The sequence below is a fragment of the Rhizobium sp. K33 genome (assembly GCF_056501445.1).
Window position 1 is genome coordinate 432,365 of the sequence record NZ_CP096478.1, and the last position, 25,498, is coordinate 457,862.

The window sequence follows — 25,498 nt, forward strand, 5'->3', positions numbered from 1 at the left end:
TTTAGACCCATTCTGGCACGCGTGGAAGGAACCGTACCAGGAAGCATGAATGGGTCCCGCCGGACGACCGCCTGAGCCGCAAGGCCTGAGCGACCAGAAGACGACAGGCTATACCGATCGCTTGACCGGCCTCGGCAACCGCCACAGGCTGAACGACAAGGTGCGCCAACTCGCCGCCGACCGGGCAGCCGACCCTGCACCCTTCACCGTGGGCATCGTCAATCTCGACGGGTTTAAGCCGATCAACGATCTCTTCGGCCAAGCCTCGGGCGATGAGATCCTCTGCCAGGTGGCGCATCGCCTTAAGGCCTGCGTGCCGGATGGCGCAATCGTCACACGCCACGATGGCGACGAGTTCGCGATCGTCCTGCCACTGGTCTTCGAACGACTGGGCGCGGAGCGCGCCGGACAGTTGATCAAGGACGTGCTCTCTGCCCCTTACGACCTCGGCGACCGCAATGTGCGCCTGTCCGCCTCACTCGGCTTTGCCGTCTATCCGTTTGCCGGCGAAGATTTCGAGGAATTGATGAAGAGCGCCGAAACGGCGCTTTACCGATCCAAGCGTCGCGGTCGCGGCCAGATCACTGTTTACTCTCGCGAGATCGCGCAGGAAATGAAACAGGCAACGCAGCTCGAGCAGGCGCTGCGCAATGCCATCATCAACGACACGGTGGACGTTCACTTTCAGCCGATCGTCCGCCTGCGCGACAACCGCATCGTCGGCTTCGAGGCACTCGCCCGCTGGATCGATCCTGACCTCGGCTTTGTCTCCCCCGCCGTCTTCGTGCCGCTGGCAGAAGAACGCGGTTTCATCGACACGCTGTCCGAAACGCTGTTGCGCAAGGCCGCGGAAGCGACCCTTGCCTGGCCGCGCGACCTCTTTCTCTCGTTCAACCTGTCGTCTGTCCAGCTGATGGACCTCAGGACCTCGTTCAACACGCTGTCGATCCTCAACAGCGTCGGCTTTGACCCACGCCGCCTCGAACTTGAAATTACCGAGACGGCCGTCATGTCCTCGGCCGATACGGCGCGTCGGATCATCAAGGAGTTGAAGGATGCCGGCATCCGCATCTCGCTCGACGACTTCGGCACAGGCCAGTCGAGCCTCGGGCGCCTGCGCGAATTCGCCTTCGACAAGGTAAAGATCGACCGCGCCTTCGTCTCGGCGATCACCACGGATCGCACGTCGGAACACATCATCAAGGCGATCGTCAGCATGTGCGAAGGCCTCGACCTCGAAGTTGTGGCCGAGGGCATCGAGACCGACGCCGAGGCGCGCAAGCTGAGGGAACTCGGCTGCGGCATGGGGCAGGGCTATTATTTCGGCAAGCCGGTGGATTCGGCTGCGACGCTTCGTTATCTCGCCGAAAACCATCACGATTTCGCGCTCGTCGATCGCGCCTCGGCCTGACGAATTCCAGTCACCACGCAAAAGAAAAGGCGGCGCCGAAGCGCCGCCCGTCAGGACCTTAACACGTCCCTCGTTCCAGGATTAGTTATCCGTCGACGAGGTGGTGGTGCCGTCGGTCGCGTCATCAGCCTGGTCTTCCAGCGTGCGGAATTCCGGTGCGTTGCGCAGGCTTTCGGCCGTTTCAGTCGTCGTCAGGCGAACTTCAGCGTCAGCAACCTGCTCGACCTGGGTTTTGTCGGTGTCGGTTGCAGCCGTGGTGCCGGCGGTACCGGTCGTGCCCATGCCGGTGGCAGCCGTACCGTCGGTGGTGGCAGCGCCGTCATTGGTCATCGCCGTGTCGTCATCCATGACGCGGGTGATCGTGATGTTTTCGAACGGAACAGCGACGTTCTTTTCGCCGATGCCGAGAAAGCCGCCGACGCCGACGATAGCTGCGACGATGCCGCCATCCTTTTCGACCAGCAGGTCATTGATGTCACCGATCGACTGGTTGTCGGCGGTGTAGATCGCCTGACCCATGAAGTCGTTGACGGAAATCTGGCTTTCGGCCTGTTCGGTCAGGTACGTGCTGGAACCTGCAGCGGCGGCAGGAGCTTCGGCAGTCGTGCCCATAGCGCCGGAGGTGCCGTCGGTCGAAGCGTCAGGCGTGACCGGAGCGGGCGTAGTCGTTGCAGCGCCGTCGGTTGCAGCCGGCGGGGTGGTCGTTGCACCCGGCGTCGCATCCTGAGCGATGGCGAGCGGAGCGATTGCGGTCGAGCCGAGCAGTACGGCGGCGGCGAGCGTCTTGAAGGACTTGTTCATGGTGGACCTACCTTTCCTCTGAGATGGTCTGCGAATGACGCTGCTTGCTGGCTTGCAGTGTGGGCGGCGTCGGTTCGTGAGGAAAATGTCCAGCGGTCCTTATCGTTCCATCGTCGATGCCCGGATTATTTTCACGCTTCTACAGGAACAAAAAACCCGCAAAAGGGTTTGCGCGGCCGGTCGGCGGCCAGCAAACCCCAGAGCAGAAACAAAAGCTTAGAGCTTGAAGCGCGGTTCGGGCTTGCCCTTGACGCTGATGCCGAGATCGAAGGTGACACCGGCAAGCTTGTCTTCTGCTCTCTCGGCATCGCTGAGCCCCTCCCAGCAGGAGGTGAAGGCGAGGCGATCGAGGTTGGCGCCAAAGAAGGCGGGGCAGGTCGGCCGGCGAACGGGCACGGCGTAGCGTGCGATATGCTGGCCCTCGGGCGAGTAGCGATCGATAGCGCCGCCATCCCAGTTCGCGTTCCAGATCGTCCCCTCGAGATCGACCACCGATCCGTCAATGACGCCCTGGCGCTGGGACTGATCGATCAAGACCGTGGGCGCGCCCGTCGGCAGTCCGGTGGACGGGTCGACCGTCACCCGCATCATGTGGTTGACCTTCGAGTCGTTGAAATAGCCGACGCTGCCATCCGGAGAGAAGCAGATGCCGTTGGGGATGCTGACTGCGTCGAAGATTTTCGTCACGGTGGTGCCCGCGACATGATAGATCGCTCCGGCGCCGGTCTCTGCCTTGCGGCTCATCGTGCCGATCCACATGGCGCCGCTCGTATGCATGCGTCCGTCATTGGAACGGTTCTCCGGCTTGTCTTCGATCGTCGCATAGGGAGAGAGCTTGCCGGTCGCGCCGTCGCGCAGAAACAGTCCCTGGTCGGACGCGATCATCTGACGGCCCGCGTCGACTACAGCGATCACGCTGCCGAGGAAGGGCAGGGCGTGCTTCTTCAGCTGGCCACGCTCGACGTCGAGCTCGCAGAGGGTCTTGCCGAGGATGTCGAACCAGAAGAGTGCGCCGGAGCCCGGATCATAGGCGGGGCCTTCACCCAGCTCCATGGGCTCTTCGGTGAGTGTCCTGCCGTTGAAGCTCTGTGTGGCGATCACGCGTGTCCTCCTTTTCGATATGGTCGTCGACCTTGCCCTTCGACTAACGTCTCAGACAGGGGTTTACGGTAAAATTCATGGGGTATCTGGACCCTTGACGCTTTACAAGTCTATGCTCCGGCAACCCAAGGGTCAGATTCGCAATTGGTATCGTCCTTGGGTGTTTCTCATCATTCTCTTTGCGGGACCGGAAAGAAACGGTCTTGTGCTGGTTCGGAGTGATTGGCTGGAGCTTGAGTTTCGCCGTGACCATCCGATCCCTGGCCAATGGCAGGTGAAGTAGCAATTGACGTATACGTCTTGGACAATCTCCTCGATGATCACGGCCGGTGCCCCGGTCCGGATGGGTGTGTGATGACAAACCAGGACATGGCCACTGCGGAACGTCTCGACGGACTGATCAGCGACATCAAGAGCTTCAAGACACAGTTCGACGTCTTTCGCTTCATGAAACGCGTGACGGAGCTTTATGGTGCCCGCGCCTTCATGGTGCTCAACATGCCGGGTGCCACCGCGCAGGAACTGAGCAGCAGCTCGATCATCACCAACTGGCCGGCCGATCTGCTGACCGAATTCGATCAGGGGGCCTTGTTGTCGGGGAGCCCCGTTCTCGCGCATCTGCGCCGCGCCTCTATTCCACTGCTTTTCGACATCGACGACGTCGCGATTCAGCGCGATCCGAAATCCGGCGAGGTGTCAAAGGCCCTCTTCCATCGGTTCCGGATGAACCGCGGCGCCTATTTCCCGGTCCATGATGCGACGGGTGCCCGAGGCGCTGTTTCCTTCGCCGGGGATCGCGAACCCTTCAGCACTCTGGAAATGACACAGCTCGCTTACATCGCGGCGCATGTCTTCAACCGTCTCGCCGAGATCCGCGAGATGGACAGCCGCAACAGCGACATGTTGACCGACCGCGAACTTGACTGCCTAAACTGGACGGCGGCGGGCAAGACGAGCGTGGAAATTGCGGAAATCCTGACGCTGTCGGAGCATACGATCAACCACTATCTCAACCGCGCCACCAAGAAGCTGGACGCGGTCAACCGCACCCAGGCGGTCGCGAAGGCCTTGCGCCTCGGTTTGATCAAGTAAGCGTAAACGCTGGTGCTTTTTTGTGCTGCTGAAAGCAGCGCCGCCTGTTTTCCCGGCATCTGCTGAGCGCAAGAGCCGAGCAATCGCCCCAATTCACCGATATCTGCCGCATTCGCGTCTGGCACGCTTCCTGCATTGCTAGGGACAGTCCAGAGGGGACGTTGCACGACACCCGTGAACGGGTGCAGCCTGACAAGCCGCCGCGGGGGGTGCTCTCCGCAGGCGGCTTGTCTGTCTCTGCCGCAAAGGTCGCACCCTCGCGCCGCATTTGCGGTTGGCGAATGCCTTCGGCTCCATTATCTGATTTCGCTGAACGGTAAGACGTAAGCGGAAAGAAGAGTGCAATGGCCGAACTGTCGCGTGACCTGGTGATTGAGGCGATGAAGGGGATCCGCGGGCCGGATCTCGAAAGCAACATCGTCGATCTCGGCATGGTGTCTGATGTCTTCATTTCCGATGCCAAGGTGTACTTCTCGATCAATGTGGCGGCCGAACGCGCCCAGGAACTGGAGCCGCTGCGTCAGGCCGCAGAGCGCGTGGTCAAGGCACTGCCTGGGGTCAAGGGCGCGGTGGTCAGTCTGACGGCCGAGCGCAAGCAGGGCTCCGCGCCCCCGCCGCGGCCGCAACCGGCAGCGCCCGCGCATGGTCATTCCCATTCCCACGCCCATCCGCATTCTCACGCACCGGCAGCGGCCCAAGCTGGTACACAGCGGACGAAAGCCGGGGTGCCCGGCATCGAAGCCATCATTGCGGTCGCCTCCGGCAAGGGTGGCGTCGGCAAGTCCACCACGGCGGTGAACCTGGCGCTCGCCATGAAGGCAAACGGCCTGCGCGTCGGCATCCTGGACGCCGACGTTTACGGTCCGTCCATGCCGCGCCTTCTCGGCATCACCGGGCGGCCGCAGCAGATCGAAAACCGCATCATCGTGCCGATGGAGAACTACGGCATCAAGGTCATGTCGATGGGCTTCCTGGTCGATGAGGGCACGGCCATGATCTGGCGCGGCCCGATGGTCCAGTCGGCGCTGATGCAGATGCTGCGCGAAGTCGCCTGGGGCGATCTCGATGTGCTGGTCGTCGACATGCCGCCGGGCACCGGCGACGCCCAGCTCACGATGGCGCAGCAGGTCCCGCTCTCCGGTGCCGTGATCGTCTCCACCCCGCAGGATCTCGCCCTCATCGATGCGCGCAAGGGCTTGAACATGTTCAACAAGGTCGAGGTGCCCGTCCTCGGCATCGTCGAGAACATGAGCTATTTCATCGCGCCCGACACCGGCAATCGTTACGACATCTTCGGCCATGGCGGCGCCAAGGCGGAAGCCGAGACGATCGGCGTGCCCTTCCTCGGCGAGGTGCCGCTCACCATGTCCATCCGCGAGACCTCCGATGCAGGAACGCCGGTGGTGGTGAGTGAGCCGGAAGGCCCACAGGCAAAGGTCTATCGCGACATCGCGGCGAAGGTCTGGGAACAGGTCAAGGCCCGCGCAGGGCGTGCGGCGCCGACAATTGTTTTCGAGTGATAGAACGCGTTTTAGGTCCAACAGGGCTGAAGCTCGGGTCCGTTTGACCCGGGCTGCACATGGCAGGCGTGCATATGACGCATTGCTGTAGTGCAACAATTGCTTTGGCTTTCAGTCTGCGTCTATGATTGTGTCCGCGACTTCAATCGCGCGGCGAGCCATGAAGGTGACCAGTCCTTGATAAGGGCCTATCGAAAAGACGGAAGTGCCGAGAACATCGGCATCGAGCCGACGTCGGGCGATTTTTCCGAAGACATCATCTGGCTCGACCTGATCAAACCGAGCCGCGAAGAAGAGCATTTCGTGGAAGGTCGGATCGGCATTCAGCTGCCGACGCCGGATGAGCTCAAGGATATCGAACCCTCGAGCCGCCTCTATGTCGAGAACGAGGCGATCTACATGACCGCGTCGCTGCTCTACCGGGCAGATTCGACCTATCCGCTCCTGACCGACATCGCCTTCATTCTGTTTCGCGGGCGGCTGATCACCATCCGCTACGCCGAGCCGAAGGCGTTCGAGCTCTTCAGTGCAAGCCTCCTGCGCCTGAACGGCCAATGCGACACGGGCGCCAAGCTCCTCGGCCATCTCCTGGAGACGATCGTCGATCGCACCGCCGAGATCCTGGAAACGCTCGCCGCCCGCCTCGACGCGCTCTCGATCACCGTCTTCGTCAATCGCAAGGCGGCCAAGCGCCGTCCGCCGCGTTTCCTGGAAGACAAGCTGCTCGATATCGCCAGCCATCATCAGCTGGTGAGCAAGGTGCGTGACAGCCTTGTCTCCTTGTCCCGCCTGGTCATCTTCCTGCAGTCGCAGCCGGTGGTGCGCCGGGAGGAAGAGGCCGCCGAACTCCTTGGCCTCGTTGCCCGCGACCTCCAGTCGCTTGGCGAGCACGCGGCTTTCGTCGCCAATAACATCACCTTCATGCTCGATGCCTCGCTCGGCCTGATCAATGTCGAGCAGAATTCCATCATCAAGATCTTTTCGATCGCCTCGGTGGTCTTCCTGCCGCCGACCCTCGTCGCGTCGATCTACGGGATGAACTTCAAATTCATGCCGGAACTCGGATGGAACTTCGGATACCCCATGGCGCTTTTTGCCATGCTTCTCTCCGCCATCATCCCCTTCTTGTTTTTCCGTTGGAAAGGCTGGCTCTGAAGAGCCTGTGACCCCATGCAACAGATCGATCACCAGCACGCGGCTGGTCCGAAGGATGCACGCAGTCTTTTTCTTCTCGCACTCGGCTCCGTCGGCGTTGTCTATGGCGACATCGGCACGAGCCCGCTCTACGCCTTTCGCGAGGCCCTGAAGCCGATCGGTGTCGATGGCATCACCCGGGTCGAGATCATCGGCCTCATCTCCCTGATGATCTGGTCGCTGACCATCATCGTGACCCTGAAATACGTCCTCTTTCTTCTGCGCGCCGACAATGACGGCGAGGGCGGCACGCTGTCCTTGCTCGCCCTCCTGTCGAAGAGCGCGAACGGCCACGGGCCGATCCTGATGGTGCTCGGCCTCATTGGCGCGGCCCTCTTTCTCGGCGATTCCATGATCACCCCGGCGCTCTCGGTGCTCTCTGCCGTCGAAGGCCTGAAGCTCGTCGCGCCCAACCTGTCCGACTATATCGTCCCCATTTCGCTCGCCATTCTGATCGGCCTTTTTGCCGTCCAGTCCCGGGGCACCGGCGCGGTCGCCCGCTTCTTCGGCCCGATCACGGCAATCTGGTTCCTGGTGATGGCCGCCGGCGGCATCATCCATATCTTCGATGACATCGGCATCTTCGCAGCCTTCAATCCCTGGTATGCGGCAAGCTTCCTGATCCGCGAAGGCTTCCTCGGGATCGTCGTTCTCGGCGCCGTCTTCCTGACGGTCACGGGTGCCGAAGCCCTCTATGCCGATCTCGGCCATTTCGGCCGCAAGCCGATCCAGCTCGCCTGGTTCGCCCTGGTCTTTCCGGCCCTGGTCCTCAACTATCTGGGGCAGGGCGCCCTGGTTCTGCGAGATCCCTCCACGGCATCCGATCCCTTCTTCCTGATGTTCCCGTCCTGGGCGCTTCTGCCGATCGTCATCCTCGCGACCTTCGCCACAATCATTGCCAGCCAGGCCGTCATCACCGGCGCCTTCTCGCTGGTCCGGCAGGCGATCCATCTCGGCTTCCTGCCGCGCATGCAGATCCTCTTCACCTCGGAGACCCAGACCGGACAGATCTATCTGCCCTCGGTCAATACGCTTCTGCTCATCGGCGTTCTGTCCCTGGTCCTGCTCTTCGAAAGCTCCGAAGCGTTGGCGACCGCCTATGGCATCTCGGTCACCGGGGCCATGGTGGTGACCACGATCATGGCCTTCGAATTCATCCGCAAGAAATGGAACTGGAGCCTGCCGCTTGCAGTCGGTGTGCTAACACCGCTGCTTCTGCTCGAACTGGTCTTCCTCGGCGCCAATCTCCTCAAGATCCATGACGGCGGTTACATCCCCGTGCTCTTCGCCGCCGCCTTCACCGTTGTCATGTGGACCTGGCGGCGTGGTTCGGCGATCATCTTCCAGAAGACGCGCCGCGACGACATTCCGCTCGAAGATTTCATCGCCATGATCGAGAAGAAGGGCGAACACGGGCCGGCCTGTGTCGCCGGCACGGCGATCTTCCTGACCAGCGACCCGACCCGGGCACCGGCGGCGCTGATGCACAATCTCAAGCACAACCATGTCATCCACGAGCGCAACATCATTCTGACCATCCGCACGCTCGGACGTCCGCGCGTGGCCGAGCAGGATCGTTTCGAGGTCGAGGAAATCTCCGACCGATTCTCGCGCGTCGAGCTTCGCTTCGGTTTCATGGAAACGCAGAATGTCTCCAAGACGCTGGCGAGCCTGCGGCGTGGCGGATTGAAGTTCGACATCATGTCGACCTCCTTCTATCTCGGTCGCCGCAAGCTGGTGGCCGGCCCCGGCATGGGCATGCCGCATTGGCAGGATCGCCTCTATATCGCGCTTGCCGAGGCCTCTGCCGATCCCTCGGATTACTTCCGCCTGCCGGCAAACCGCGTCATCGAACTCGGCTCGCACGTGATTATCTGAGCCCGAAGCCGCACAAAAGGGCTGCCGAGACATGCGGCAGCTTCGTGCCACTTCCTGCCTTCACTCCCAAAGCTGTGATCTCTCGTTAACCAAGCATCAAGGTTAACGAGAGATATTTCTCTAATGTAATCCTGTAGGGTTCCGGAGCGCGGGACCTGCGTCAGTATGAGTTGGAGTGTGGCCTTGCGTCCCAAGTTTCGTCCTTCGAAGAAGGTCCTCTCCCGGCTGGAGAACTGGACCTCTCCCCTGGTCTTCGGCCTCGCGTCCTGGCTGATCTTCCCATCCGTTGCCGCCCAGGCCGACATGGCGGGCCTTCTCACCGGTCTCGACCGCGGTGCCAGCAATTGGCGTATGGTGATGACGGACGCACCGGCCGGCTCCATCCACGAGGCGAAACTTGCCTTTTCGGAAGAGGAGGCGTCGGAAGCCCTGTCCGGTGGTGCAGGCCTGATCCTGCCCGATGGTCGCCGCATCGCCTTTGACGGCGGCAAGGCGGATGCCGATGCTTTGCCGGACGAGATGCGCGTGACCCGCGACCAGAAGAAGGGCAGGGTGGTCGCCGTCGAGCCGATGTTGCCGCCGCGCGCCTTTTCCGCCGGCTCGATCCTGCAGCGCACGAGCTCGCTGATGGACCCGCACCTGAAGGCGCCCTCCGCCTTTGCCCCGGATGAGGACAAGGCCAAGCCGGTCGAGCTCGCGAGCTTCTATTTCAAGCGCGAGAAGCCGCCGGTCGATCCCTCGCTCCCGTCGATGATCGCCGATCTCGTGACCAACCCCGTACCGGATGTGCTGGCGACCGCCTATGCGCCGCCACCGCCGGATTACGCCAGCGTCTCGCCCTTCGACAGCATTCTTACCGACAAGCAGCCGGATCAGGGCCGCTTCATCCCGGATATCGACCCGAAGGATCATGCCTGGGCGGCGACCCCACTGCCGGCCGGCGTCTTCTCGGACAAGGAGCAGAAGTGCCTGGCAGAAGGCATCTACTTCGAGGCGCGCGGGGAATCGGTGAAGGGCCAGGCCGCCGTGGCCCAGGTCATCCTCAACCGCGTCCGCAATCCGCATTATCCGGACACCATCTGCGGTGTGGTCTATCAGAACGAAGACTGGCGCAATCGCTGCCAGTTCTCCTTCGCCTGCGACCGGATCCCGGACATCATCACCTCTCCGCGTCACTGGAAGATCGCCAAGGACATTGCCATGGCGGTGACGGCCGGCAAGATCTGGTTCAAGGATGTCGGCTCGGCCACGCATTATCACGCCACTTATGTGAAGCCCGCCTGGGGCCCGACGATGAAGCGCGTCGAGAAGATCGGCAAACATATCTTCTACCGCACCTATGGCGGCGGCTGGAGCTGAGCCGACTATCGCAATCGGTCGAGCCAGCCGCTCAAAAGCGGCACGACGAGGAATGAGCAGGCATAGGTCAGTGGCACGGTGACGAAGATGTAGAGCATCGGCGTCAGGTTGCCCTCAGGACCGAAGGCAAGGGCCGACTGCACGCCGACCATCCAGCCGACGACAATGCTGATCAGGATCCGCAGTAAAAAGCGCGCCATGGGCCTGTCTCGGGCAAAAAGGAAGCTGATCGTTCAATCTTCGAGCGCGGATGGCAACTTCACCGCCGCCGCAGTTGCGACCAGTCCATGACATCCTCGGCACTTCTACGTGAATGTGGCAGATTCTGGTCGCCCCTTGCGGCCATTTGACCGGATTTGGCGTCCGTCATCTGCAATGAATCCTCACATTGGACTTAAGTCTATGATTTTTCGGGGTTAATTTGTGGTGAAACTTGGTGCCCTGATGCCTTGACTATGCAGGGCCTCAAAATTATGGTGCGCCCGACTTCAAAGCGGGCCAGAAGGCTTTCTATCTCGCCGTTTCTGCATTCAAATCGGGCGCAAGAACGGCCCTTGAAACAGGCAACGGACGGAGAGAGCCATGACGGACCACCGGGAAGAAGATCTGGAAGAGCGCCGCAGACGACTGGCCAGCGAACTCGCAGAGCGGGATGGCAAGGCCAGGGATGAGGAACGCGCCGAGAGAAACGCCGACGAGACCCGCAAGGGCTACGGAATGGCGATGAAGATCTCGAGCGAATTCATCTCCGCGATCATCGTTGGCGCACTTCTGGGCTATCTTTTCGACTACTTTGTGGGTACGGGGCCGTGGGGCATGATTGTCCTGCTTCTGATCGGCTTCTGTGCCGGCGTGTTGAACGTCATGCGCGTCGTCGGGATTGTGGCCTCGCCGCATCCGGCCGATCGCAGGATGGAATTCAAAGACAAGGGCGACGGTCGCTGACGCGCCAGCCCGAATGAGAATTGTCCGCTTCGGCGGCGAAAGCGAAAGAGCAGAACGTGGCAAACGATCCTACGCATCAGTTCCTGGTCCAGAAGATTGTCCCGATCGAAATCGGCGGAATTGATTTCTCGTTCACCAATGCCTCGCTGTTCATGGTTGCGACCGTGGCCGCTGCTTCGAGCTTCCTATATTTCTCGACCTCGAACCGCGGCCTGATCCCGACCCGCATGCAGTCGGTCGCCGAAATGGCTTACGAGTTCATCGCCTCGATGCTGCGTGAAGGCGCGGGCGCCAAGGGCATGCATTTCTTCCCGATGGTCTTCTCGCTGTTCATGTTCGTGCTGACCGCAAACCTGCTCGGCATGTTCCCCTACTTCTTCACGATCACCAGCCAGATCATCGTCACCTTTGCTCTGGCCCTCTTCGTCATTCTGACGGTTCTGATCTACGGCTTCTATAAGCACGGTCTGCACTTCCTCTCGATCTTCGCGCCTTCGGGCGTGCCGGGCGCGCTTCTGCCGCTCGTATCCGCGATTGAGGTCGTGTCCTTCCTGTCCCGCCCGATCAGCCTTTCCGTCCGTCTCTTCGCCAACATGCTGGCCGGTCACATCACGCTCAAGGTCTTCGCGGGCTTCGTCGTGTCCATGAGCGCTGCCGGTGCCGTTGGCGTTGCGGGTTCGATCCTGCCCCTCATCATGACGGTCGCCATGACCGCTCTCGAATTTCTCGTTGCCTTCCTGCAGGCCTACGTCTTCGCGGTACTGACTTGCATGTACCTGAACGACGCCGTGCATGGTGGTCACTGAGAATAAAGTCGCTGGCCCCGGCCACCCGGGTGTCAAAAACAGCCGCAACAACCCATTCGAAGGAGTATCCATATGGAAGCGGAAGCAGCAAAGTACATCGGCGCGGGTCTCGCATGCCTCGGCATGGCTGGTACCTCCCTCGCTCTCGGCCGTATCTTCGGTGACTACCTGACGGGCGCTCTGCGCAACCCGTCGGCTGCCGACAGCCAGTTCGGCCGTCTGGTATTCGGCTTCGCCGTTACGGAAGCTCTGGGCATCTTCTCGCTGCTCATCGCTCTCCTTCTCCTGTTCGCCGTCTAATAACGGCTGGAGTTTGGGATCACGGCGCGCCAACAAGGCAGCCGTGATCTCGCGCATTTGAGCATACACCTGGAGGTGAGCATGTTTGTGACCCCCGCCTTTGCCCAGGAAACCCCGGCAGAAGGCCAGCTTCACACCGAGACCGGCGTGGCCCACGACGAGGCTCATGGCGGCGGCGTGTTCCCGCCGTTCGATTTCTCGACCTATCCGTCGCAGCTTCTGTGGCTGGTGATCACGTTCGGCGTGTTCTACATGCTCATGCAGAAGGTCATCGTGCCCCGCGTCGGCGGTATCCTCGAAAACCGCCACGACCGCATTGCCCAGGATCTCGACGAGGCTGCTCGTCTGAAGTCGGAGGCCGATGCCGCCATCGAAACCTACGAGCGCGAGCTGACCGCGGCCAAGGCGAAAGCCGGCCAGATCGCTTCCGCTGCCCGCGACGAAGCCAAGGCCAAGGCCGATGCTGAACGCGCCGCCATCGAAGCGGAACTGTCCGCCAAGATCGCTGCCGCCGAAAGCCGCATTGCCGACATCAAGGCTCGCGCCTTCGCCGAAGTCGATACCATCGCGATCGACACCGTCGGCACGATTGTCGAAGAACTCATCGGCACCAAGTCGACCGCGGCTGACATCAAGGCTGCCGTCTCCGGCATCGCCAAGCAGGGAGCCTGAGCACCATGGACGCTACATTCTGGGCACTCGTTGCGCTCGTTCTCTTCTTCGTCCTGATTGCCTACCTCAAGGTTCCCGGCATGATGGCCAAGGCTCTCGACGAGCGCGCGGACAAGATCCGCGACGAACTCGCCGAAGCCAAGCGCCTGCGTGAAGAGGCACAGCACCTGCTGGCCGAATACCAGCGCAAGCGCAAGGAAGCCGAAGCCGAGGCTGCAGCCATCGTTGCTGCTGCCGAACGCGAAGCAGCAGCCCTGACGGCTGAAGCCAAGCAGAAGACCGAGGAATTCGTTGCCCGCCGCAACGCCTTGTCCGAGCAGAAGATCAAGCAGGCCGAGACCGAAGCTGTGAACGCCGTTCGCGCCGCCGCCGTCGACCTTGCTGTGGCTGCTGCCGAAAAGGTTCTGGCCAAGAAGGCCGACGAAAGTGTTCAGCAGTCGCTGTTCAAGGCCTCCGTTGGCGAAGTGAAGTCGCGCCTCAACTGATTTCAGACAGCCTCTGGAAAGTTATGAATGACGCCCCGATTGGTTCGCCGATCGGGGCGTTTCCTTTTGTGCGGTGACCGTGCCGCAGCCGCATGGGAAGACGGGTCCCGCGATCGTCTTGCCTGAGCTTCAATGCGGAGGACGGCCTTCCGGCACTAGTCCTGGATGATGTCGGCTTCTTCCGGCGCTTCGGCCTTCAGGGGGCGGAAGCTCATGCGATGCAGAGGGCAGGGGCCATGGGTGACGATGGCGCTGCGGTGCCGGTCTGTGCCGTAACCGGCATGCACCTCGAAACCGTAGTCGGGATAGACGAGCCCGGCGCGAACCATCATCCGGTCGCGCATCACCTTGGCGACGATCGAGGCGGCTGCGATGGAGACCGACCGCGCATCGCCCTTCACCACGGCCTCCCCGGCGCAGATCAGACCAGGGGGAACATCGCGGCCATCGGCCAGCACATGGCATGCCTCCTGGTCGAGCCCCGCCACAGCGCGGCGCATGGCATCGAGGCTCGCCTTGCGGATGTCGATGAGGTCGATGCGCCGGGGTGACGACGAGGCAATGGAGACCGTCGCCTGCCGCAGGATAACCTGATAGAGCGCTTCCCGCTGGCTCGCCGAGAGCTTCTTCGAATCGTTCAATCCCTCAGGAATGCGCTTGGGGTCGAGGATCACGGCGGCGGCAACGACCGGTCCTGCCAGAGGCCCGCGTCCTGCCTCATCGGTTCCGGCGACCGGCCAGCTGCCGCGGCGCTTGGCGCGGCTCTCGAGCGAGAAATCTGGAACCAGCGGCAGGTCAGGGAAGAGGCCAGGAGAATCGGGTGGCGTGCGACGTTTCATGCGGCAGAAATCGCACGCGCACCCGACCTCCTGCAAGTCCCCGGTCCCGATCGCCGATCATGGCGACAGGGGCGGCTTACCAGGGACCACATCCGGTGCGAGGCGGCGGACAACAGCACCGGAATCACGAATAGAAACCCGTCAGAGCAGAGAGAGTTGAACCCCGTCGCTGTTGGGCGAGACGAACAGATCTTCCCTCAGATGCAGGCTGCGGCGCATCAGGCCGAGCCGTTTGGTTGCCATTTCGAACCGGCGGCTGATCTGCCAGGCATAGGGGCCGGCACCTTTCATCCGCTTGCCGAATTCGGCGTCATAATCCTTGCCGTCGCGCATCGAACGCACCAGCGACATCACATGCCGATAGCGGTCCGGATAGTTCTGCAAGAGCCAATCGCGAAACAGCGGGCTCACTTCGAGCGGGAGGCGCAAGAGCACATAGCTTGCCTCCGACGCGCCGGCCGCCTTGCCGCTATCGAGGATCCGCTCGATCTCGTGGTCGTTTAGAGCCGGAATGACCGGGGCCATCATCACCGCCACAGGAATGCCGGCTTCCGACAGCGCCTTGATCGCCTCCAGCCGCTTGGCCGGGGTCGAGGCGCGGGGCTCCATCGTCCGTGCCAGCTTGCGGTCAAGCGTCGTCACCGAAATTCCGACCTTCACCAGACCACGTTCGGCCATGGACTTCAGGATGTCGATGTCGCGCAGGATGAGCGCCGACTTGGTCACGATCACCACCGGGTGGTTCGCCTTGTCCAGGATCTCGAGGATCTGGCGCATGATGCGCCATTCCCGTTCGATCGGCTGATAGGGATCCGTATTGGTACCGATAGCAATCGGCTTCACCTTGTAGCCGGGCTTGGAAAGCTCCCGCTCCAGGAGGCGCGGCGCATCCGGCTTGGCAAACAGCTTGGCCTCGAAGTCGAGACCGGCCGACAGGCCCATGTAGCTGTGCGTAGGCCGCGCAAAGCAATAGATGCAGCCATGCTCGCAGCCGCGATAAGGGTTGATCGAGCGATCGAAGGGGATATCGGGAGATTCGTTGCGGGTGATGACGCTGCGCGGCTTTTCCACCTGCACCTCGGTGCGGAAGGGCGGCATGTCCTCGAGCGTCTGCCAGCCATCGTCGAAGGCCACGCGTTCCTGGCTCTCGAACCGCCCTGCGGGATTGATGCCGGCCGCACGTCCGCGCCGCCGATCGATCTCGATCCGCATGCCCGAAGCATTCATCATCGCATCGGCAATATCTGCCGTATTGCCGGGCTGGAAGGCAGCCTGGCTCACAAGAGACAGCTCGTTCATGTTTGCTCCTCGCAGGCTTTGCAGCCCCGCTCAATGACTTTATTCCTAAACGGAAAATGAGAACAATGCAAGAACAAACTTCATCCAAACTGCTTGTGGCAAAAGTTTGTGCAATGCGATAGATATAGGCAATGCTCACAGTCATCATGGAATGCCACGATCAGGAACCCGAGCTGGCACAGACCCTGTCCGTGCTGGTGGCAGGCGCTGTCGAGGGTCTTGTCAGCGATGTCATTGTCCTCGATCACGGCTCGCAAGACGGCTCCTCGCTGGTCGCCGACGCCGCCGGTTGCCGCTTTTATCAGCAATGGGACATGAAGGATCTGCTGGCGACGGCGCGGGGTCAGTGGCTGCTGCTGATCGAGCCGGGGGCGCGACTGGGGGCAGGCTGGGTCGATGAGGTGTCCGAATATGTGGCGCTGAACAAGGCCCCGGCCCGATTCTCCGAATCGCGGCTCTATCGTCTGCCATTCTACCGCCGCCTGACCCGCAGCCGGCCGCTTCTGGAAAACGGTCTGCTCATTCCCAAGCGTCAGGCGCTGGGCCTGGCCGGAGAGGGCAGGGAGCTTCTGCAGCTTGCGAAAGGCCACAAGCCACGCCGTCTGGCCTCCGAGATCATACCCTCCTGGGTCGCGCGCGAAGCACGTCGCTGATCCGGATTTCCGTGTACGAGAAGACGGCGCTCAGCCTTGGCTGCGCCTCAGGTGCTCGTCGAGCCGTGGCATGATTTCAACGAAGTTGCAGGGCATGTGCCGATAGTCGAGCTGCAGCTTGATGATGCCGTCCCAGGCGTCCTTGCAGGCGCCGGGCGAGCCGGGCAGCACGAAGATGAAGGTGGCATTGGCAACGCCGCCCGTAGCACGAGACTGGATCGTCGATGTGCCGATCTTGTCGTAGGAGATGCGGTGGAAGACCTCGGAAAAGCCGTCCATGCGCTTTTCGAACAGCGGCTCCAGCGCCTCGGGCGTCACGTCCCGGCCGGTAAAGCCCGTGCCGCCGGTGGTGATAACGACATCGATCTCCGGCTGCTTCGTCCAGTCTTCGACCTGCGCCCGGATCGCGGCCTTGTCATCTTTCACGATGGCGCGCTGGACGAGCCGATGGCCGGCCTCTTCGATACGGGCAACCAGCGTGTCGCCGGATTTGTCGTCGAAGAGGCTGCGGGTGTCGGAAACCGTGAGCACGGCAATGCCCACGGGGATGAAGGGGCGGCTCTCGTCGATGCGGCTCATCAGCTTTCTCCCGGGACGGTGCGTGTCAGAAGCACATACCAGTTCGGCCGATAGGCCGAAAGCGCAAGGGCGGCCTTCATCGCTGCAGCCTCGGTCTCGTAGAGACCGAAACAGGTAGCGCCAGAGCCGGACATGCGCACGAAACCGGCAAGGCTCTGGCGAAGCAGGTCGCAGGCTTCGGCAATCTCCGGCACCAGCGCTTCGGCCGGCGGCTGCAGGTCGTTGCGCAGCACCGAGAGCGACTTCATCCATTCCGAAACGTTGGGCGCCGCAGTCATCTCGCCGATCGGTGCATTGTCCCGCCGCGTCAGGCTGCGGAAGATCTCCGGGGTCGAGACGGGCTTCAGGGGATTGAGCAGAACCAGCGGCACGGAGGGCATCGCGGCCTTCTCGATCGCCTCGCCGATGCCTCTGGCGCGCAAGGGCGTGGAGGCGAGACACATCGGCACGTCGGCGCCCAGCTGGATTGCGATCTCCTGGAGTGTCTGAGCGGGCAGTTCGGCTTTCCAGAGCCTCAGGAGCCCCCGCAGCGTGGCAGCCGCATCCGCCGATCCGCCACCGATGCCCGAGGCGATCGGCAGGCTCTTGTCGAGCGTGATCGCGACTGGGCCATATGGCTGACCCTGGGCGTCAAGGGCCACCCGCAGCAGGTCACGGGCCTTCAGAACCAGATTGTCGTCCTGGGAAAGCTCGGTGCCGAAGCGACCGACAACGCGAAAACTGTCGCTATCTGCCGTCTCGAAGACCAGTTCATCACCGTCTTCGGCAAAGGTCACGAGACTGTCGAGCAGGTGATACCCGTCGTCACGCCGGCCTGTGACATGCAAAGCGAGGTTGATCTTGGCCGGAGCCGTCTCCACGATCCGCTCCGGCCGGCGCTCTGCAACAGGTGTCATGCGGGTCAGGTCTTCTTGTCGTCTTTCTTGGGCTCTTCGGCCGGCTTGCTCTCGACCTTGGCTGCATCTGCCTCGATCGGCGGCAGACCCTTCTCGATCTTCGCCTGGATCTTCGGAACCTCGGCTTCCTCGGGTTCGGAGGCAAGAGCCCGCTTCCACTGATACTTGGCTTCGAGCTTGCGTCCGACGCGCCAGTAGGCATCGCCAAGGTGGTCGTTGATCGTCGCATCGCCGGCGCGCAGTTCCACTGCCCGTTCGAGCTCGACGACGGCTTCCTCGAAGCGACCGAGGCGATAATAGGCCCAACCGAGCGAATCGACGATGTACCCGTCATCCGGCCGCAGTTCGACGGCCTTCTTGATCATCTCCAGGCCTTCCTGGAGATTGCGGTTCATGTCGACCCAGGAATAGCCGAGATAGTTCAGAACCTGCGGCTGGTCGGGATTGAGCTCGAGTGCCTTGTGGAAGTTCGGCTCGGCCTTGTCCCACTTCTTTAGGCGCTCATAGGCAATGCCGCGCTGGAAGAACACCGACCAGTGGTTCCGCGACGGCGTCTGGCCGATGATCTCGACCGCCTTGTCGTAATTCTCCGCCATCGCCGCATAGTCCTTGGCGTCGGAGAGCACGCTGCCATAGGCGAGATAGCTGCGGATGTCCTGCGGATCGGAGGCGATGAGCGCCAGAAGGTGCTCGCGCGCTTCCTGTACCTTGCCAGTCTCGGCCAGCGTCAGGCCCAGCTGCAGCTCGGAAATCCGCCGCATCGGCGAAGCCTCGGGCACCTGGCGATAAAAGGCGATTGCCTTTTCCGGCTGCTTCGCATTCTCGGCAATGCCGCCGAGCAGGATCAGCGTGTCGGCCGCATCCTTGTCCAGCGCATGCGAGAGCTGGAGGTAGAGCATCACGGTGTCTTCCGCGCCTTCGCGGTTCAGCGCGCCGCCGATCGAAAACAGGACGCCGGCAGCGCCCTGGGCCGCAGTTGCGACCACGGGCTTCGGCTGACGGCCGGCCTCGATCTCGTCGCGCAGTGCCTTGAAGGGCGCAAAATTGGTGATGAGCTCGCCGCCGGCAGCCAGCGCATCGAGCGCCTTCTGCTTGTTGCCCGCCTGGGCTTCGAGCGTTGCCAGAGCGATGACCGCACGGGCAAAGGTATCGGGTGCCGTCGCGCCGCCATTGCGGTCGGTTACGGTTTCGGTCAGCGCCTTGCGCGCCGTGTCCGTGTCGCCGACCATGGCCGCCATGACGCCGAGATTATAGTTCTGGAAGATGCCGTACCAGCTCGGTCCGTTGAGGTCCTGCACCAGCTTCAGCGCTTCCTTGCCTTTGCCTTCGCCGACCTTCGTCCAGGCGATCAGCAGCTGGTTCATCAGCCGGTCCAGATCATTCGGACCCTGATACTTAAAGTGATCGAGCGCCTCGGAATAGTCGCCGTCGCGGATCGCCCGGAAGCCGAGCGCCACCGAGGTCACCCGCTCCACCGCCGGATCCTTTTCCAGAACCTTGGCGAGATCGGCACCCTCGTCGAACTGGCCGTTCATGATGAGCGCGATCATCAGGCGCTGCTGCAGCTCCAGCTCGTTCGGCGTGAATTCCAGCGCCTTCTTGTAGAGCTTCACCGCATTGCCATAGTCGCGGTCGGTCTCGGCCGTTCTCGCCGCCAGAAAGGCGCCTGCGAAGGAATCGACGCTTTCGATGTCGAAGCTTTCGGTTTCCTGTGCTGGCGATGTGGCCGCAGCAACTGCCATCGGCGCCTGCGAGACGCTGAGAAGCAGCGCAAGTGCGGTGCCGGCGAGAGAGCGAAGGGCAAAGCTTTGCCGCATGAAGGAGCCTTTCCAGAACCGAAGACGAGCGCGCGTCACCCGCGCGCGGGCGAGACGCGATGATTCACGGACAGAATGGCTTTTTTGAAGCAGCCTCGCAAGGCAATCGACGGTGACGCGTCAATTGACGCGCGAAATGCAGAAGTCGATCACGTCGTTGAGCGCGCTCTTCCACGGCGTTTCCGGCAGGGGTGCCAGCGCATCGCGTGCGATCTTGCCATAATGCTGTGCCCGCTGGATCGTATCGGTCAGCGCATCATACTTGCCGATCAGACCAAGCGCCTTTTCGAGCCGCGCATCGTCGTTCTGGCCGCCCTCGATCGATTCCTTCCAGAATTCGCGCTCGGCTGCCGTGCCGCGGCGATAAGACAGGATAACCGGCAGGGTGATCTTGCCCTCACGGAAATCGTCGCCGACATTCTTGCCGGTTTCGGCAGCCTTGCCGCCATAGTCGAGCACGTCGTCGACCAGCTGGAAGGCAAGACCCAGATTCATGCCATAGGACTTCAGCGCGCTGCGGGTGGCCTTGTCCGTGCCTGCGACGATCGGACCCACTTCGGCGGCGGCGGCAAACAGGGCCGCAGTCTTGGCGCGGATGACGGCGAGATAGTCGTCTTCGGTCGTCTCCATGTTCTTGGCGACCGAAAGCTGCAGCACTTCGCCTTCGGCAATCACGCAGGCCGCCGTCGAGAGAACGTCAAGTGCATCGAGCGAGCCGACTTCGACCATCATGCGGAAGGCCTGGCCGAGCAGAAAGTCGCCGACAAGCACGCTGGCCTGGTTACCCCAGATCGTGCGGGCCGTGGACTTGCCGCGCCGTAGATCGCTTTCGTCGACCACGTCGTCGTGCAGCAGGGTTGCCGTGTGCATGAATTCGACCGAGGTCGCGAGCTTGATGTGGTGATCGCCCTCGTAGCCGAACATGGCGGCCGTCGCGAGCGTCAGCATCGGGCGCAGCCGCTTTCCACCGGAGGAAATCAGATGATTGGCGACTTCCGGGATCATCTGCACATCGGAGCCGGCCTTCGACAGGATCAGCTGGTTGACACGCTCCATGCCGCTTTTCGTCAGGTCCACCAAAGGCTTGACGGATGCCTGTTTGTTTTTGCTTTCCTCAAGCGGTATGACTACGCCCAACGCACCGGACTCCTGTTCAATTTGGAGGCCGACAATAAAAAGCCGGAGGAGCCACGGCAAGGGGCGAATTGCCTCGCTTTCGGGCTTGAACACGGTTTTGCCGTAAACAGTGAGTTCTGAAATCGATGCATGAGATCATTCGCAGTAACGACGTCGTCCTGCTCTCCTTCGCTGAAAGCCTGATGCGCGATGCCGGGATCGCCACCATGATCGCCGACCAGTCGATGAGCATTCTGGAGGGATCACTCGGCATGCTGCAGCGCCGCCTGCTGGTGGATTCCGACTGTGTCGACCAGGCTCGCCGCATTCTGACCGATGCCGGCCTGGGCGCAGAACTGCGCGACCGCGAGGACTGAGGTCGCCATGGCGGCAGGCACAGAGCCCTTGAGCGAGCAGCCCGTGCAGGAAACGGTGGACGCCTTCCATCGCGGCCGCTTCCATCTGGTTCAGCCCGTCGGTCGCGGCCACCGGGCCGGCATGGATGCCATGCTGCTTGCGTCACTTGTCGTTGATGATCGTAAGGTCCGCGTTGCCGATCTCGGCGCTGGCGCAGGAGCTGCAGGCCTTGCCGTTGCGGTCCGTCTGCCAAACGCCTCGGTCACTCTGGTCGAGCGCTCCCCCGATATGGCTGCTTACGCTCGCAAGAGCCTGGCACTCGCAGAAAACACGAACCTTGCCGGCCGCGCCGAAGTCGTTGAGGCCGATGTCACCCTGACCGGCCGCGCCCGTGTATTTGCCGGCCTCGCCGATGACAGCTTTCACCACGTTATCATGAACCCGCCTTTCAACGATCCCGGTGATCGCAAAACGCCGGATGCCTTGAAGGCGGAAGCCCATGCGATGACCGAGAACCTGTTTGAAAGCTGGATCCGGACCGCAGGCGCAATCATGATCCCGGGCGGCCAGCTCTCGCTGATTGCACGGCCCCAGTCGATCGCCGAAATCATCGCCGCCTGCGGGAAGCGTTTTGGCGGCATCGAGATCACGGCGATCCATCCGCGCGAGGGCGAAAATGCCACCCGCATCCTGGTCACCGCGATCAAGGGCTCCCGCGCCCGCCTGCAGCTGCGCGCACCGCTTCTGATGCATGACGATCCGCAAAGCCATGCCTTTGCACCCTTCGTCGACGATCTCAACAACGGGCGCGCCGGATACCCGCGGCTGCGTTGAAAACACTGATTTTTCCAGGCGCGCCATTGTGTTTGCGCCGGCGCATCTTACATCTCCTCTCGATATTGAAGATCGTGAGGAGTTGAGACGCGACCATGGCAGACTTTCTGAAACGACTGGTTCCCAAGCGCTTCCAGAAGAAGGGCACCGTCATTCCGGTCGTCCGGCTGCATGGCCCCATCATGAGCGGTGGTTCGCGCTTCCGCCCGGCGCTCAACCTCTCCTCCATCGCCGGCCAGCTGGAAAAAGCCTTCGCCATGAAGGACAGCCCGGCCGTGGCGCTGTCGATCAATTCTCCTGGCGGTTCTCCCGTCCAGTCGCGCATGATCTATGATCGCATCCGCGCGCTCGCCGAGGAGAAGAACAAGCGTGTGCTCGTCTTCGTCGAGGATGTCGCGGCCTCCGGCGGCTACATGATCGCCATTGCAGGCGACGAGATCATCGCGGACGCCACCTCCATCGTCGGCTCGATCGGCGTCGTCTCCGGCGGTTTCGGCTTTCCCGAACTCCTGAAGAAGATCGGCGTCGAACGCCGCGTCTACACCGCTGGTGAGAACAAGGTGATCCTCGATCCTTTCCAGCCGGAAAAGGAAAGCGACATCGAATATCTGAAGACCCTGCAGCTCGAGATCCACAAGATCTTCATTGACATGGTCAAGGCCCGCCGTGGCAGCCATCTCGCGGATGATCCGACACTGTTTTCCGGTCTGTTCTGGACCGGCCGCAAGGGCCTGGAGCTCGGCCTCGTCGATCGCCTCGGCGGCATGCGCGAGGAGATCAAGACTTGCTATGGCAAGGATGCCCGCCTCGAACTCATCGGCGCGCCGAAAGGCCTCTTCGGTCGCCGCGCCCCAGGCATCGGCGCATTCGGGTCGACGGATCAGATCGCCGCACAGGCGGTTGCCGGTCTTGCCGAGACGCTCGAAGAAAAGGCACTATGGGGCCGCTACGGTCTTTGACCGAGGCGGGGTGCGGGGGCTGACAGGCGAGGGGACATGGCGCAGCTGATATTTTTGACGATCCTGGTCGGTGGCGCGTGGCTGCTCTACCGCCGCTTCGTGGCCGATGCCGAAAAGCTGGCCGCCAGATCCCGTGCCGAGGAAAAAGAGCGTGAAAACCAGGCGATTGGAACCCTGATCCAGGATCCGGAGACAGGCGAATACCGCCCCCGACGTCCCGACGACGACGACTGATCAGCCCATGCTGACGGATGGGCGGCTGGGCAGGTTTTGATTGTCACGGCGCAAGAGATAACCTAAGTCATTGCAGGATCGCGAATATTGCGTTCGCAGGCATCCGAAGTTGGAGTTCCATGAGCTACACGACGCAGCTGGACGGCGTGACGGGCCAGATGGCGGAAGAGATCCGCTCTTTCGATTGGGGCAAAACATGCCTTGGGCCGATGTCTTCGTGGCCTTTGTCCCTGCTGACGACCCTGCGCCTCGTTCTGACGACACGCCAACCCATGTGCTTCTGGTGGGGCGAGGACCTGCTGCAGTTTCACAACGACAGCTATCTTCCGATCCTCGGCGGCCGCGAAACCAACGCGCTCGGTCAGCCATTCCGACAATACTGGTCGGATGTCTGGGACGGTGTTGAACCCTTCGTGAAGCGGGCGCAGGCCGGCGAAGGCACCTGGATCGAGAACCTGCCGCTGCAGATTCATCGCAATGGTGCGCCGACGGAAAGCTATTGGACCTTTTCCTACAGCCCCCTTTACGACGACAACGCGCAGATTGCCGGTCTCTTGAACGTGGTCACGGAGACAACGGCCTCCGTGATCGACCGCAGGGCTTTGGAGAAGGCCTATCTCGATGCGCAGAGACATCTCGATGAGCGTGAGCAGCATGAAGAGGAGCTGAAGCTTCTCAACCGCGAGCTGGCCCATCGCATGAAGAATACGCTGGCCATGGTCCAGTCGATCATCAGCCAAAGCCTGCGCAATGCCCCGTCCATATCGGAAGCCGCCACCACGATCGGGGCGCGGATCCAGACGCTGGCCAAGGCGCAGGACGTGTTGACCGGGATGAGCGTGACGGCTGCCGAAATCACCGCGATCGCAAAGACGGCCGTCGCTCCCCATGTCGACGGCGATGACCGCATCACGATCACGGGCCCGCAGGTCTATCTCTCCGCCCAGCAGGCGCTCGGTCTTTCGCTTGCGATCCACGAACTGGCGACCAATGCCACCAAATACGGCGCACTGTCCCGACCGGAAGGCCGTGTCGTGATGACCTGGGGCAAGCAGCCCGAGAACGGCTTCACCTTCGACTGGCGGGAAAGCGGCGGGCCCCCCGTTACCGAACCCGCGCGACGCGGCTTCGGCTCGAGACTGACGGAACGTGTCGTCTCCGATCTCTTCCAGGGCCACGCGGCGATCCGGTTCAATCCGGAAGGTGTGACCTTCTCCCTGGTCGGCAAGCTGCACAACGCCGACGACCTCGAGCACTGAGAGATCCCCGCATCCGTGATCCGCTTGCCGAGACGCTTGACCCTTCGGTCCGCTCATGGCACCAGACGGGCCGCAACATGAGCCAAGCCGATGGATAGCCCGATGAACACGCCCCTTGCCCCGCACATGGACCCGAAGCGCTCCTTCCAGGCGCTGATCCTGACGCTGCATGCCTACTGGGCGGACAAGGGCTGCGCGGTGCTGCAGCCCTACGACATGGAAGTCGGTGCCGGCACCTTCCATCCTGCAACGACACTGCGCGCGCTTGGCCCCAAGCCCTGGCGCGCCGCTTACGTCCAGCCTTCGCGCCGCCCCTCGGATGGCCGCTACGGCGAAAACCCGAACCGCCTGCAGCATTACTACCAGTATCAGGTCATCCTGAAGCCGAACCCGTCCAATCTGCAGGAACTCTATCTCGGCTCGCTGAAGGCGATCGGCCTCGACCCGTTGCTGCACGACATCCGCTTCGTCGAAGACGATTGGGAAAGCCCGACACTCGGCGCCTGGGGCCTTGGCTGGGAATGCTGGTGCGACGGGATGGAAGTCTCGCAGTTCACCTATTTCCAGGCCGTCTGCGGCATCGATTGCTCGCCGGTCTCGGGCGAACTGACCTATGGTCTTGAGCGTCTGGCCATGTATGTGCAGGGCGTCGACAACGTCTATGACCTGAACTTCAACGGCCGCGAAGGTGAAGAGAAGATCTCCTATGGCGACGTCTTCCTGCAGGCCGAGCAGGAGTATTCCCGCCACAACTTCGAATTCGCCAACACCGAGATGCTGCATCGCCATTTCATCGATGCCGAAAAGGAATGCCAGGCGCTCCTCGCCGCCGGCGCGCCTTCGGACACGGAAAACCAGCGCCTGCACAAATGCGTCTTCCCGGCCTATGACCAGTGCATCAAGGCGTCCCACATCTTCAACCTGCTCGACGCCCGCGGCGTCATCTCGGTCACCGAACGCCAGGCCTATATCGGCCGCGTCCGCGCGCTCGCCAAAAGCTGCGGCGAGGCGTTTCTGCTGACCGATGCCGGTGGAGCCAATTTCGGCCGGGCTGCCTAACGTCTGCACGCATTGCGTGAAATTGACTTTCGT

The 25,498-nt window shown here is 62.0% G+C and carries 27 protein-coding genes; 18 read left to right on the forward strand and 9 right to left on the reverse strand.

Annotation, left to right across the window (positions count from 1 at the left end):
• Window positions 1-49: 49 nt before the first annotated feature.
• A complete protein-coding gene (locus M1E12_RS01980; protein WP_479563563.1) occupies window positions 50-1,411 on the forward strand; it encodes a putative bifunctional diguanylate cyclase/phosphodiesterase in 1,362 nt (453 codons plus the stop codon).
• A gap of 81 nt (window positions 1,412-1,492) precedes the next feature.
• Here M1E12_RS01980 and M1E12_RS01985 read toward each other — a convergent pair whose 3' ends face one another.
• Together M1E12_RS01985 and M1E12_RS01990 are read right to left on the reverse strand one after the other, a co-directional pair.
• Window positions 1,493-2,212 carry a PRC-barrel domain-containing protein gene (locus M1E12_RS01985; protein WP_479563564.1) on the reverse strand — a complete coding sequence of 240 codons (720 nt, stop codon included), beginning with the start codon at window positions 2,210-2,212 and terminating at the stop codon, window positions 1,493-1,495.
• 216 nt (window positions 2,213-2,428) lie between these two features.
• Window positions 2,429-3,265, reverse strand: a complete 837-nt coding sequence (locus M1E12_RS01990) for an SMP-30/gluconolactonase/LRE family protein (protein WP_479564798.1) — start codon at window positions 3,263-3,265, stop codon at window positions 2,429-2,431.
• Between the two features lie 402 nt (window positions 3,266-3,667).
• Here M1E12_RS01990 and M1E12_RS01995 point away from each other — a divergent pair, with 402 nt between their 5' ends.
• The 5 genes from M1E12_RS01995 (at window position 3,668) to M1E12_RS02015 (ending at window position 10,356) form a co-directional block, all read left to right on the forward strand.
• Complete coding sequence (locus M1E12_RS01995; RefSeq protein ID WP_113462022.1) at window positions 3,668-4,405, forward strand: helix-turn-helix transcriptional regulator; 738 nt, start codon at window positions 3,668-3,670, stop codon at window positions 4,403-4,405.
• Window positions 4,406-4,749: 344 nt separating this feature from the next.
• A complete protein-coding gene (apbC, locus tag M1E12_RS02000) occupies window positions 4,750-5,925 on the forward strand; it encodes an iron-sulfur cluster carrier protein ApbC (protein WP_479563565.1) in 1,176 nt (391 codons plus the stop codon).
• A gap of 177 nt (window positions 5,926-6,102) precedes the next feature.
• Window positions 6,103-7,080, forward strand: coding sequence for a magnesium transporter CorA family protein (locus M1E12_RS02005; protein ID WP_479564799.1), 978 nt, complete (start codon window positions 6,103-6,105; stop codon window positions 7,078-7,080).
• Window positions 7,081-7,095: 15 nt separating this feature from the next.
• Window positions 7,096-8,997 (forward strand): potassium transporter Kup, encoded by a 1,902-nt coding sequence (locus M1E12_RS02010; protein WP_479563566.1) that lies wholly within the window; start codon window positions 7,096-7,098, stop codon window positions 8,995-8,997.
• Window positions 8,998-9,180: 183 nt separating this feature from the next.
• Window positions 9,181-10,356, forward strand: a complete 1,176-nt coding sequence (locus tag M1E12_RS02015; RefSeq protein WP_479563567.1) for a cell wall hydrolase — start codon at window positions 9,181-9,183, stop codon at window positions 10,354-10,356.
• 5 nt (window positions 10,357-10,361) lie between these two features.
• Here the strand turns inward: M1E12_RS02015 and M1E12_RS02020 are convergent, their stop codons facing one another.
• Window positions 10,362-10,556: a hypothetical protein gene (locus tag M1E12_RS02020; RefSeq protein ID WP_479563568.1), complete on the reverse strand. Its 195-nt coding sequence runs from the start codon at window positions 10,554-10,556 to the stop codon at window positions 10,362-10,364.
• A gap of 382 nt (window positions 10,557-10,938) precedes the next feature.
• Between M1E12_RS02020 and M1E12_RS02025 the strand changes: the two genes are divergently transcribed.
• The 5 genes from M1E12_RS02025 (at window position 10,939) to M1E12_RS02045 (ending at window position 13,564) form a co-directional block, all read left to right on the forward strand.
• Entirely contained in the window at window positions 10,939-11,301 is a 363-nt protein-coding gene (locus M1E12_RS02025) for an AtpZ/AtpI family protein (protein ID WP_113462018.1), read from the forward strand.
• A gap of 56 nt (window positions 11,302-11,357) precedes the next feature.
• Entirely contained in the window at window positions 11,358-12,107 is a 750-nt protein-coding gene (locus M1E12_RS02030) for a F0F1 ATP synthase subunit A (RefSeq protein ID WP_113462101.1), read from the forward strand.
• 72 nt (window positions 12,108-12,179) lie between these two features.
• A complete protein-coding gene (locus M1E12_RS02035; RefSeq protein ID WP_006726635.1) occupies window positions 12,180-12,407 on the forward strand; it encodes a F0F1 ATP synthase subunit C in 228 nt (75 codons plus the stop codon).
• Window positions 12,408-12,488: 81 nt separating this feature from the next.
• A complete protein-coding gene (locus M1E12_RS02040; RefSeq protein ID WP_113462017.1) occupies window positions 12,489-13,079 on the forward strand; it encodes a F0F1 ATP synthase subunit B in 591 nt (196 codons plus the stop codon).
• Window positions 13,080-13,084: 5 nt separating this feature from the next.
• Complete coding sequence (locus tag M1E12_RS02045; protein ID WP_136542264.1) at window positions 13,085-13,564, forward strand: F0F1 ATP synthase subunit B; 480 nt, start codon at window positions 13,085-13,087, stop codon at window positions 13,562-13,564.
• A 155-nt stretch (window positions 13,565-13,719) separates the two neighbouring features.
• Here M1E12_RS02045 and M1E12_RS02050 read toward each other — a convergent pair whose 3' ends face one another.
• Together M1E12_RS02050 and M1E12_RS02055 are read right to left on the reverse strand one after the other, a co-directional pair.
• A complete protein-coding gene (locus tag M1E12_RS02050) occupies window positions 13,720-14,403 on the reverse strand; it encodes a ribonuclease HII (RefSeq protein ID WP_479563569.1) in 684 nt (227 codons plus the stop codon).
• 141 nt (window positions 14,404-14,544) lie between these two features.
• Window positions 14,545-15,702: a PA0069 family radical SAM protein gene (locus M1E12_RS02055; protein ID WP_479563570.1), complete on the reverse strand. Its 1,158-nt coding sequence runs from the start codon at window positions 15,700-15,702 to the stop codon at window positions 14,545-14,547.
• A gap of 131 nt (window positions 15,703-15,833) precedes the next feature.
• Here M1E12_RS02055 and M1E12_RS02060 point away from each other — a divergent pair, with 131 nt between their 5' ends.
• On the forward strand, window positions 15,834-16,355 hold the full coding sequence (locus M1E12_RS02060; RefSeq protein WP_113462013.1) for a glycosyltransferase family protein: 522 nt from the start codon (window positions 15,834-15,836) through the stop codon (window positions 16,353-16,355).
• A 30-nt stretch (window positions 16,356-16,385) separates the two neighbouring features.
• Here M1E12_RS02060 and moaB read toward each other — a convergent pair whose 3' ends face one another.
• From moaB to M1E12_RS02080, 4 genes are all read right to left on the reverse strand, one after another.
• A complete protein-coding gene (gene moaB / locus M1E12_RS02065; protein WP_479563571.1) occupies window positions 16,386-16,934 on the reverse strand; it encodes a molybdenum cofactor biosynthesis protein B in 549 nt (182 codons plus the stop codon).
• Window positions 16,934-17,830 carry a 4-(cytidine 5'-diphospho)-2-C-methyl-D-erythritol kinase gene (locus M1E12_RS02070; protein WP_479563572.1) on the reverse strand — a complete coding sequence of 299 codons (897 nt, stop codon included), beginning with the start codon at window positions 17,828-17,830 and terminating at the stop codon, window positions 16,934-16,936. The genes moaB and M1E12_RS02070 overlap by 1 nt, the downstream gene beginning before the upstream one ends.
• A gap of 5 nt (window positions 17,831-17,835) precedes the next feature.
• Window positions 17,836-19,647 carry a tetratricopeptide repeat protein gene (locus M1E12_RS02075; protein WP_479563573.1) on the reverse strand — a complete coding sequence of 604 codons (1,812 nt, stop codon included), beginning with the start codon at window positions 19,645-19,647 and terminating at the stop codon, window positions 17,836-17,838.
• A 120-nt stretch (window positions 19,648-19,767) separates the two neighbouring features.
• Complete coding sequence (locus tag M1E12_RS02080; protein ID WP_113462100.1) at window positions 19,768-20,784, reverse strand: polyprenyl synthetase family protein; 1,017 nt, start codon at window positions 20,782-20,784, stop codon at window positions 19,768-19,770.
• A gap of 125 nt (window positions 20,785-20,909) precedes the next feature.
• Here M1E12_RS02080 and M1E12_RS02085 point away from each other — a divergent pair, with 125 nt between their 5' ends.
• The 6 genes from M1E12_RS02085 to M1E12_RS02110 all read left to right on the forward strand — a co-directional run bounded on the left by M1E12_RS02085 (window position 20,910) and on the right by M1E12_RS02110 (window position 25,465).
• Window positions 20,910-21,140 carry a putative signal transducing protein gene (locus tag M1E12_RS02085; RefSeq protein WP_113376055.1) on the forward strand — a complete coding sequence of 77 codons (231 nt, stop codon included), beginning with the start codon at window positions 20,910-20,912 and terminating at the stop codon, window positions 21,138-21,140.
• A 7-nt stretch (window positions 21,141-21,147) separates the two neighbouring features.
• Window positions 21,148-21,954 (forward strand): tRNA1(Val) (adenine(37)-N6)-methyltransferase, encoded by an 807-nt coding sequence (locus M1E12_RS02090; protein WP_183954591.1) that lies wholly within the window; start codon window positions 21,148-21,150, stop codon window positions 21,952-21,954.
• A gap of 95 nt (window positions 21,955-22,049) precedes the next feature.
• Window positions 22,050-22,913, forward strand: a complete 864-nt coding sequence (locus M1E12_RS02095; protein WP_479563574.1) for a S49 family peptidase — start codon at window positions 22,050-22,052, stop codon at window positions 22,911-22,913.
• 36 nt (window positions 22,914-22,949) lie between these two features.
• Entirely contained in the window at window positions 22,950-23,147 is a 198-nt protein-coding gene (locus M1E12_RS02100; protein WP_113376057.1) for a hypothetical protein, read from the forward strand.
• A gap of 119 nt (window positions 23,148-23,266) precedes the next feature.
• On the forward strand, window positions 23,267-24,406 hold the full coding sequence (locus M1E12_RS02105; protein ID WP_479563575.1) for a sensor histidine kinase: 1,140 nt from the start codon (window positions 23,267-23,269) through the stop codon (window positions 24,404-24,406).
• A 126-nt stretch (window positions 24,407-24,532) separates the two neighbouring features.
• Window positions 24,533-25,465 carry a glycine--tRNA ligase subunit alpha gene (locus M1E12_RS02110; RefSeq protein ID WP_310241091.1) on the forward strand — a complete coding sequence of 311 codons (933 nt, stop codon included), beginning with the start codon at window positions 24,533-24,535 and terminating at the stop codon, window positions 25,463-25,465.
• Window positions 25,466-25,498: the final 33 nt, after the last annotated feature.

What these genes read in the sequence shown, in the direction of transcription:
- M1E12_RS01980 (WP_479563563.1), top strand. Translation starts at nt 50, where the DNA reads ATGGGTCCCGCCGGACGACCGCCTGAGCCGCAAGGCCTGAGCGACCAG.
- M1E12_RS01985 (WP_479563564.1), bottom strand. Translation starts at nt 2,212, where the DNA reads ATGAACAAGTCCTTCAAGACGCTCGCCGCCGCCGTACTGCTCGGCTCG.
- M1E12_RS01990 (WP_479564798.1), bottom strand. Translation starts at nt 3,265, where the DNA reads ATGGAGCTGGGTGAAGGCCCCGCCTATGATCCGGGCTCCGGCGCACTC.
- M1E12_RS01995 (WP_113462022.1), top strand. Translation starts at nt 3,668, where the DNA reads ATGACAAACCAGGACATGGCCACTGCGGAACGTCTCGACGGACTGATC.
- apbC (WP_479563565.1), top strand. Translation starts at nt 4,750, where the DNA reads ATGGCCGAACTGTCGCGTGACCTGGTGATTGAGGCGATGAAGGGGATC.
- M1E12_RS02010 (WP_479563566.1), top strand. Translation starts at nt 7,096, where the DNA reads ATGCAACAGATCGATCACCAGCACGCGGCTGGTCCGAAGGATGCACGC.
- M1E12_RS02020 (WP_479563568.1), bottom strand. Translation starts at nt 10,556, where the DNA reads ATGGCGCGCTTTTTACTGCGGATCCTGATCAGCATTGTCGTCGGCTGG.
- M1E12_RS02025 (WP_113462018.1), top strand. Translation starts at nt 10,939, where the DNA reads ATGACGGACCACCGGGAAGAAGATCTGGAAGAGCGCCGCAGACGACTG.
- M1E12_RS02035 (WP_006726635.1), top strand. Translation starts at nt 12,180, where the DNA reads ATGGAAGCGGAAGCAGCAAAGTACATCGGCGCGGGTCTCGCATGCCTC.
- M1E12_RS02040 (WP_113462017.1), top strand. Translation starts at nt 12,489, where the DNA reads ATGTTTGTGACCCCCGCCTTTGCCCAGGAAACCCCGGCAGAAGGCCAG.
- M1E12_RS02045 (WP_136542264.1), top strand. Translation starts at nt 13,085, where the DNA reads ATGGACGCTACATTCTGGGCACTCGTTGCGCTCGTTCTCTTCTTCGTC.
- M1E12_RS02050 (WP_479563569.1), bottom strand. Translation starts at nt 14,403, where the DNA reads ATGAAACGTCGCACGCCACCCGATTCTCCTGGCCTCTTCCCTGACCTG.
- M1E12_RS02055 (WP_479563570.1), bottom strand. Translation starts at nt 15,702, where the DNA reads ATGAACGAGCTGTCTCTTGTGAGCCAGGCTGCCTTCCAGCCCGGCAAT.
- M1E12_RS02060 (WP_113462013.1), top strand. Translation starts at nt 15,834, where the DNA reads ATGCTCACAGTCATCATGGAATGCCACGATCAGGAACCCGAGCTGGCA.
- moaB (WP_479563571.1), bottom strand. Translation starts at nt 16,934, where the DNA reads ATGAGCCGCATCGACGAGAGCCGCCCCTTCATCCCCGTGGGCATTGCC.
- M1E12_RS02070 (WP_479563572.1), bottom strand. Translation starts at nt 17,830, where the DNA reads ATGACACCTGTTGCAGAGCGCCGGCCGGAGCGGATCGTGGAGACGGCT.
- M1E12_RS02075 (WP_479563573.1), bottom strand. Translation starts at nt 19,647, where the DNA reads ATGCGGCAAAGCTTTGCCCTTCGCTCTCTCGCCGGCACCGCACTTGCG.
- M1E12_RS02085 (WP_113376055.1), top strand. Translation starts at nt 20,910, where the DNA reads ATGCATGAGATCATTCGCAGTAACGACGTCGTCCTGCTCTCCTTCGCT.
- M1E12_RS02090 (WP_183954591.1), top strand. Translation starts at nt 21,148, where the DNA reads ATGGCGGCAGGCACAGAGCCCTTGAGCGAGCAGCCCGTGCAGGAAACG.
- M1E12_RS02095 (WP_479563574.1), top strand. Translation starts at nt 22,050, where the DNA reads ATGGCAGACTTTCTGAAACGACTGGTTCCCAAGCGCTTCCAGAAGAAG.
- M1E12_RS02100 (WP_113376057.1), top strand. Translation starts at nt 22,950, where the DNA reads ATGGCGCAGCTGATATTTTTGACGATCCTGGTCGGTGGCGCGTGGCTG.
- M1E12_RS02105 (WP_479563575.1), top strand. Translation starts at nt 23,267, where the DNA reads ATGAGCTACACGACGCAGCTGGACGGCGTGACGGGCCAGATGGCGGAA.
- M1E12_RS02110 (WP_310241091.1), top strand. Translation starts at nt 24,533, where the DNA reads ATGGACCCGAAGCGCTCCTTCCAGGCGCTGATCCTGACGCTGCATGCC.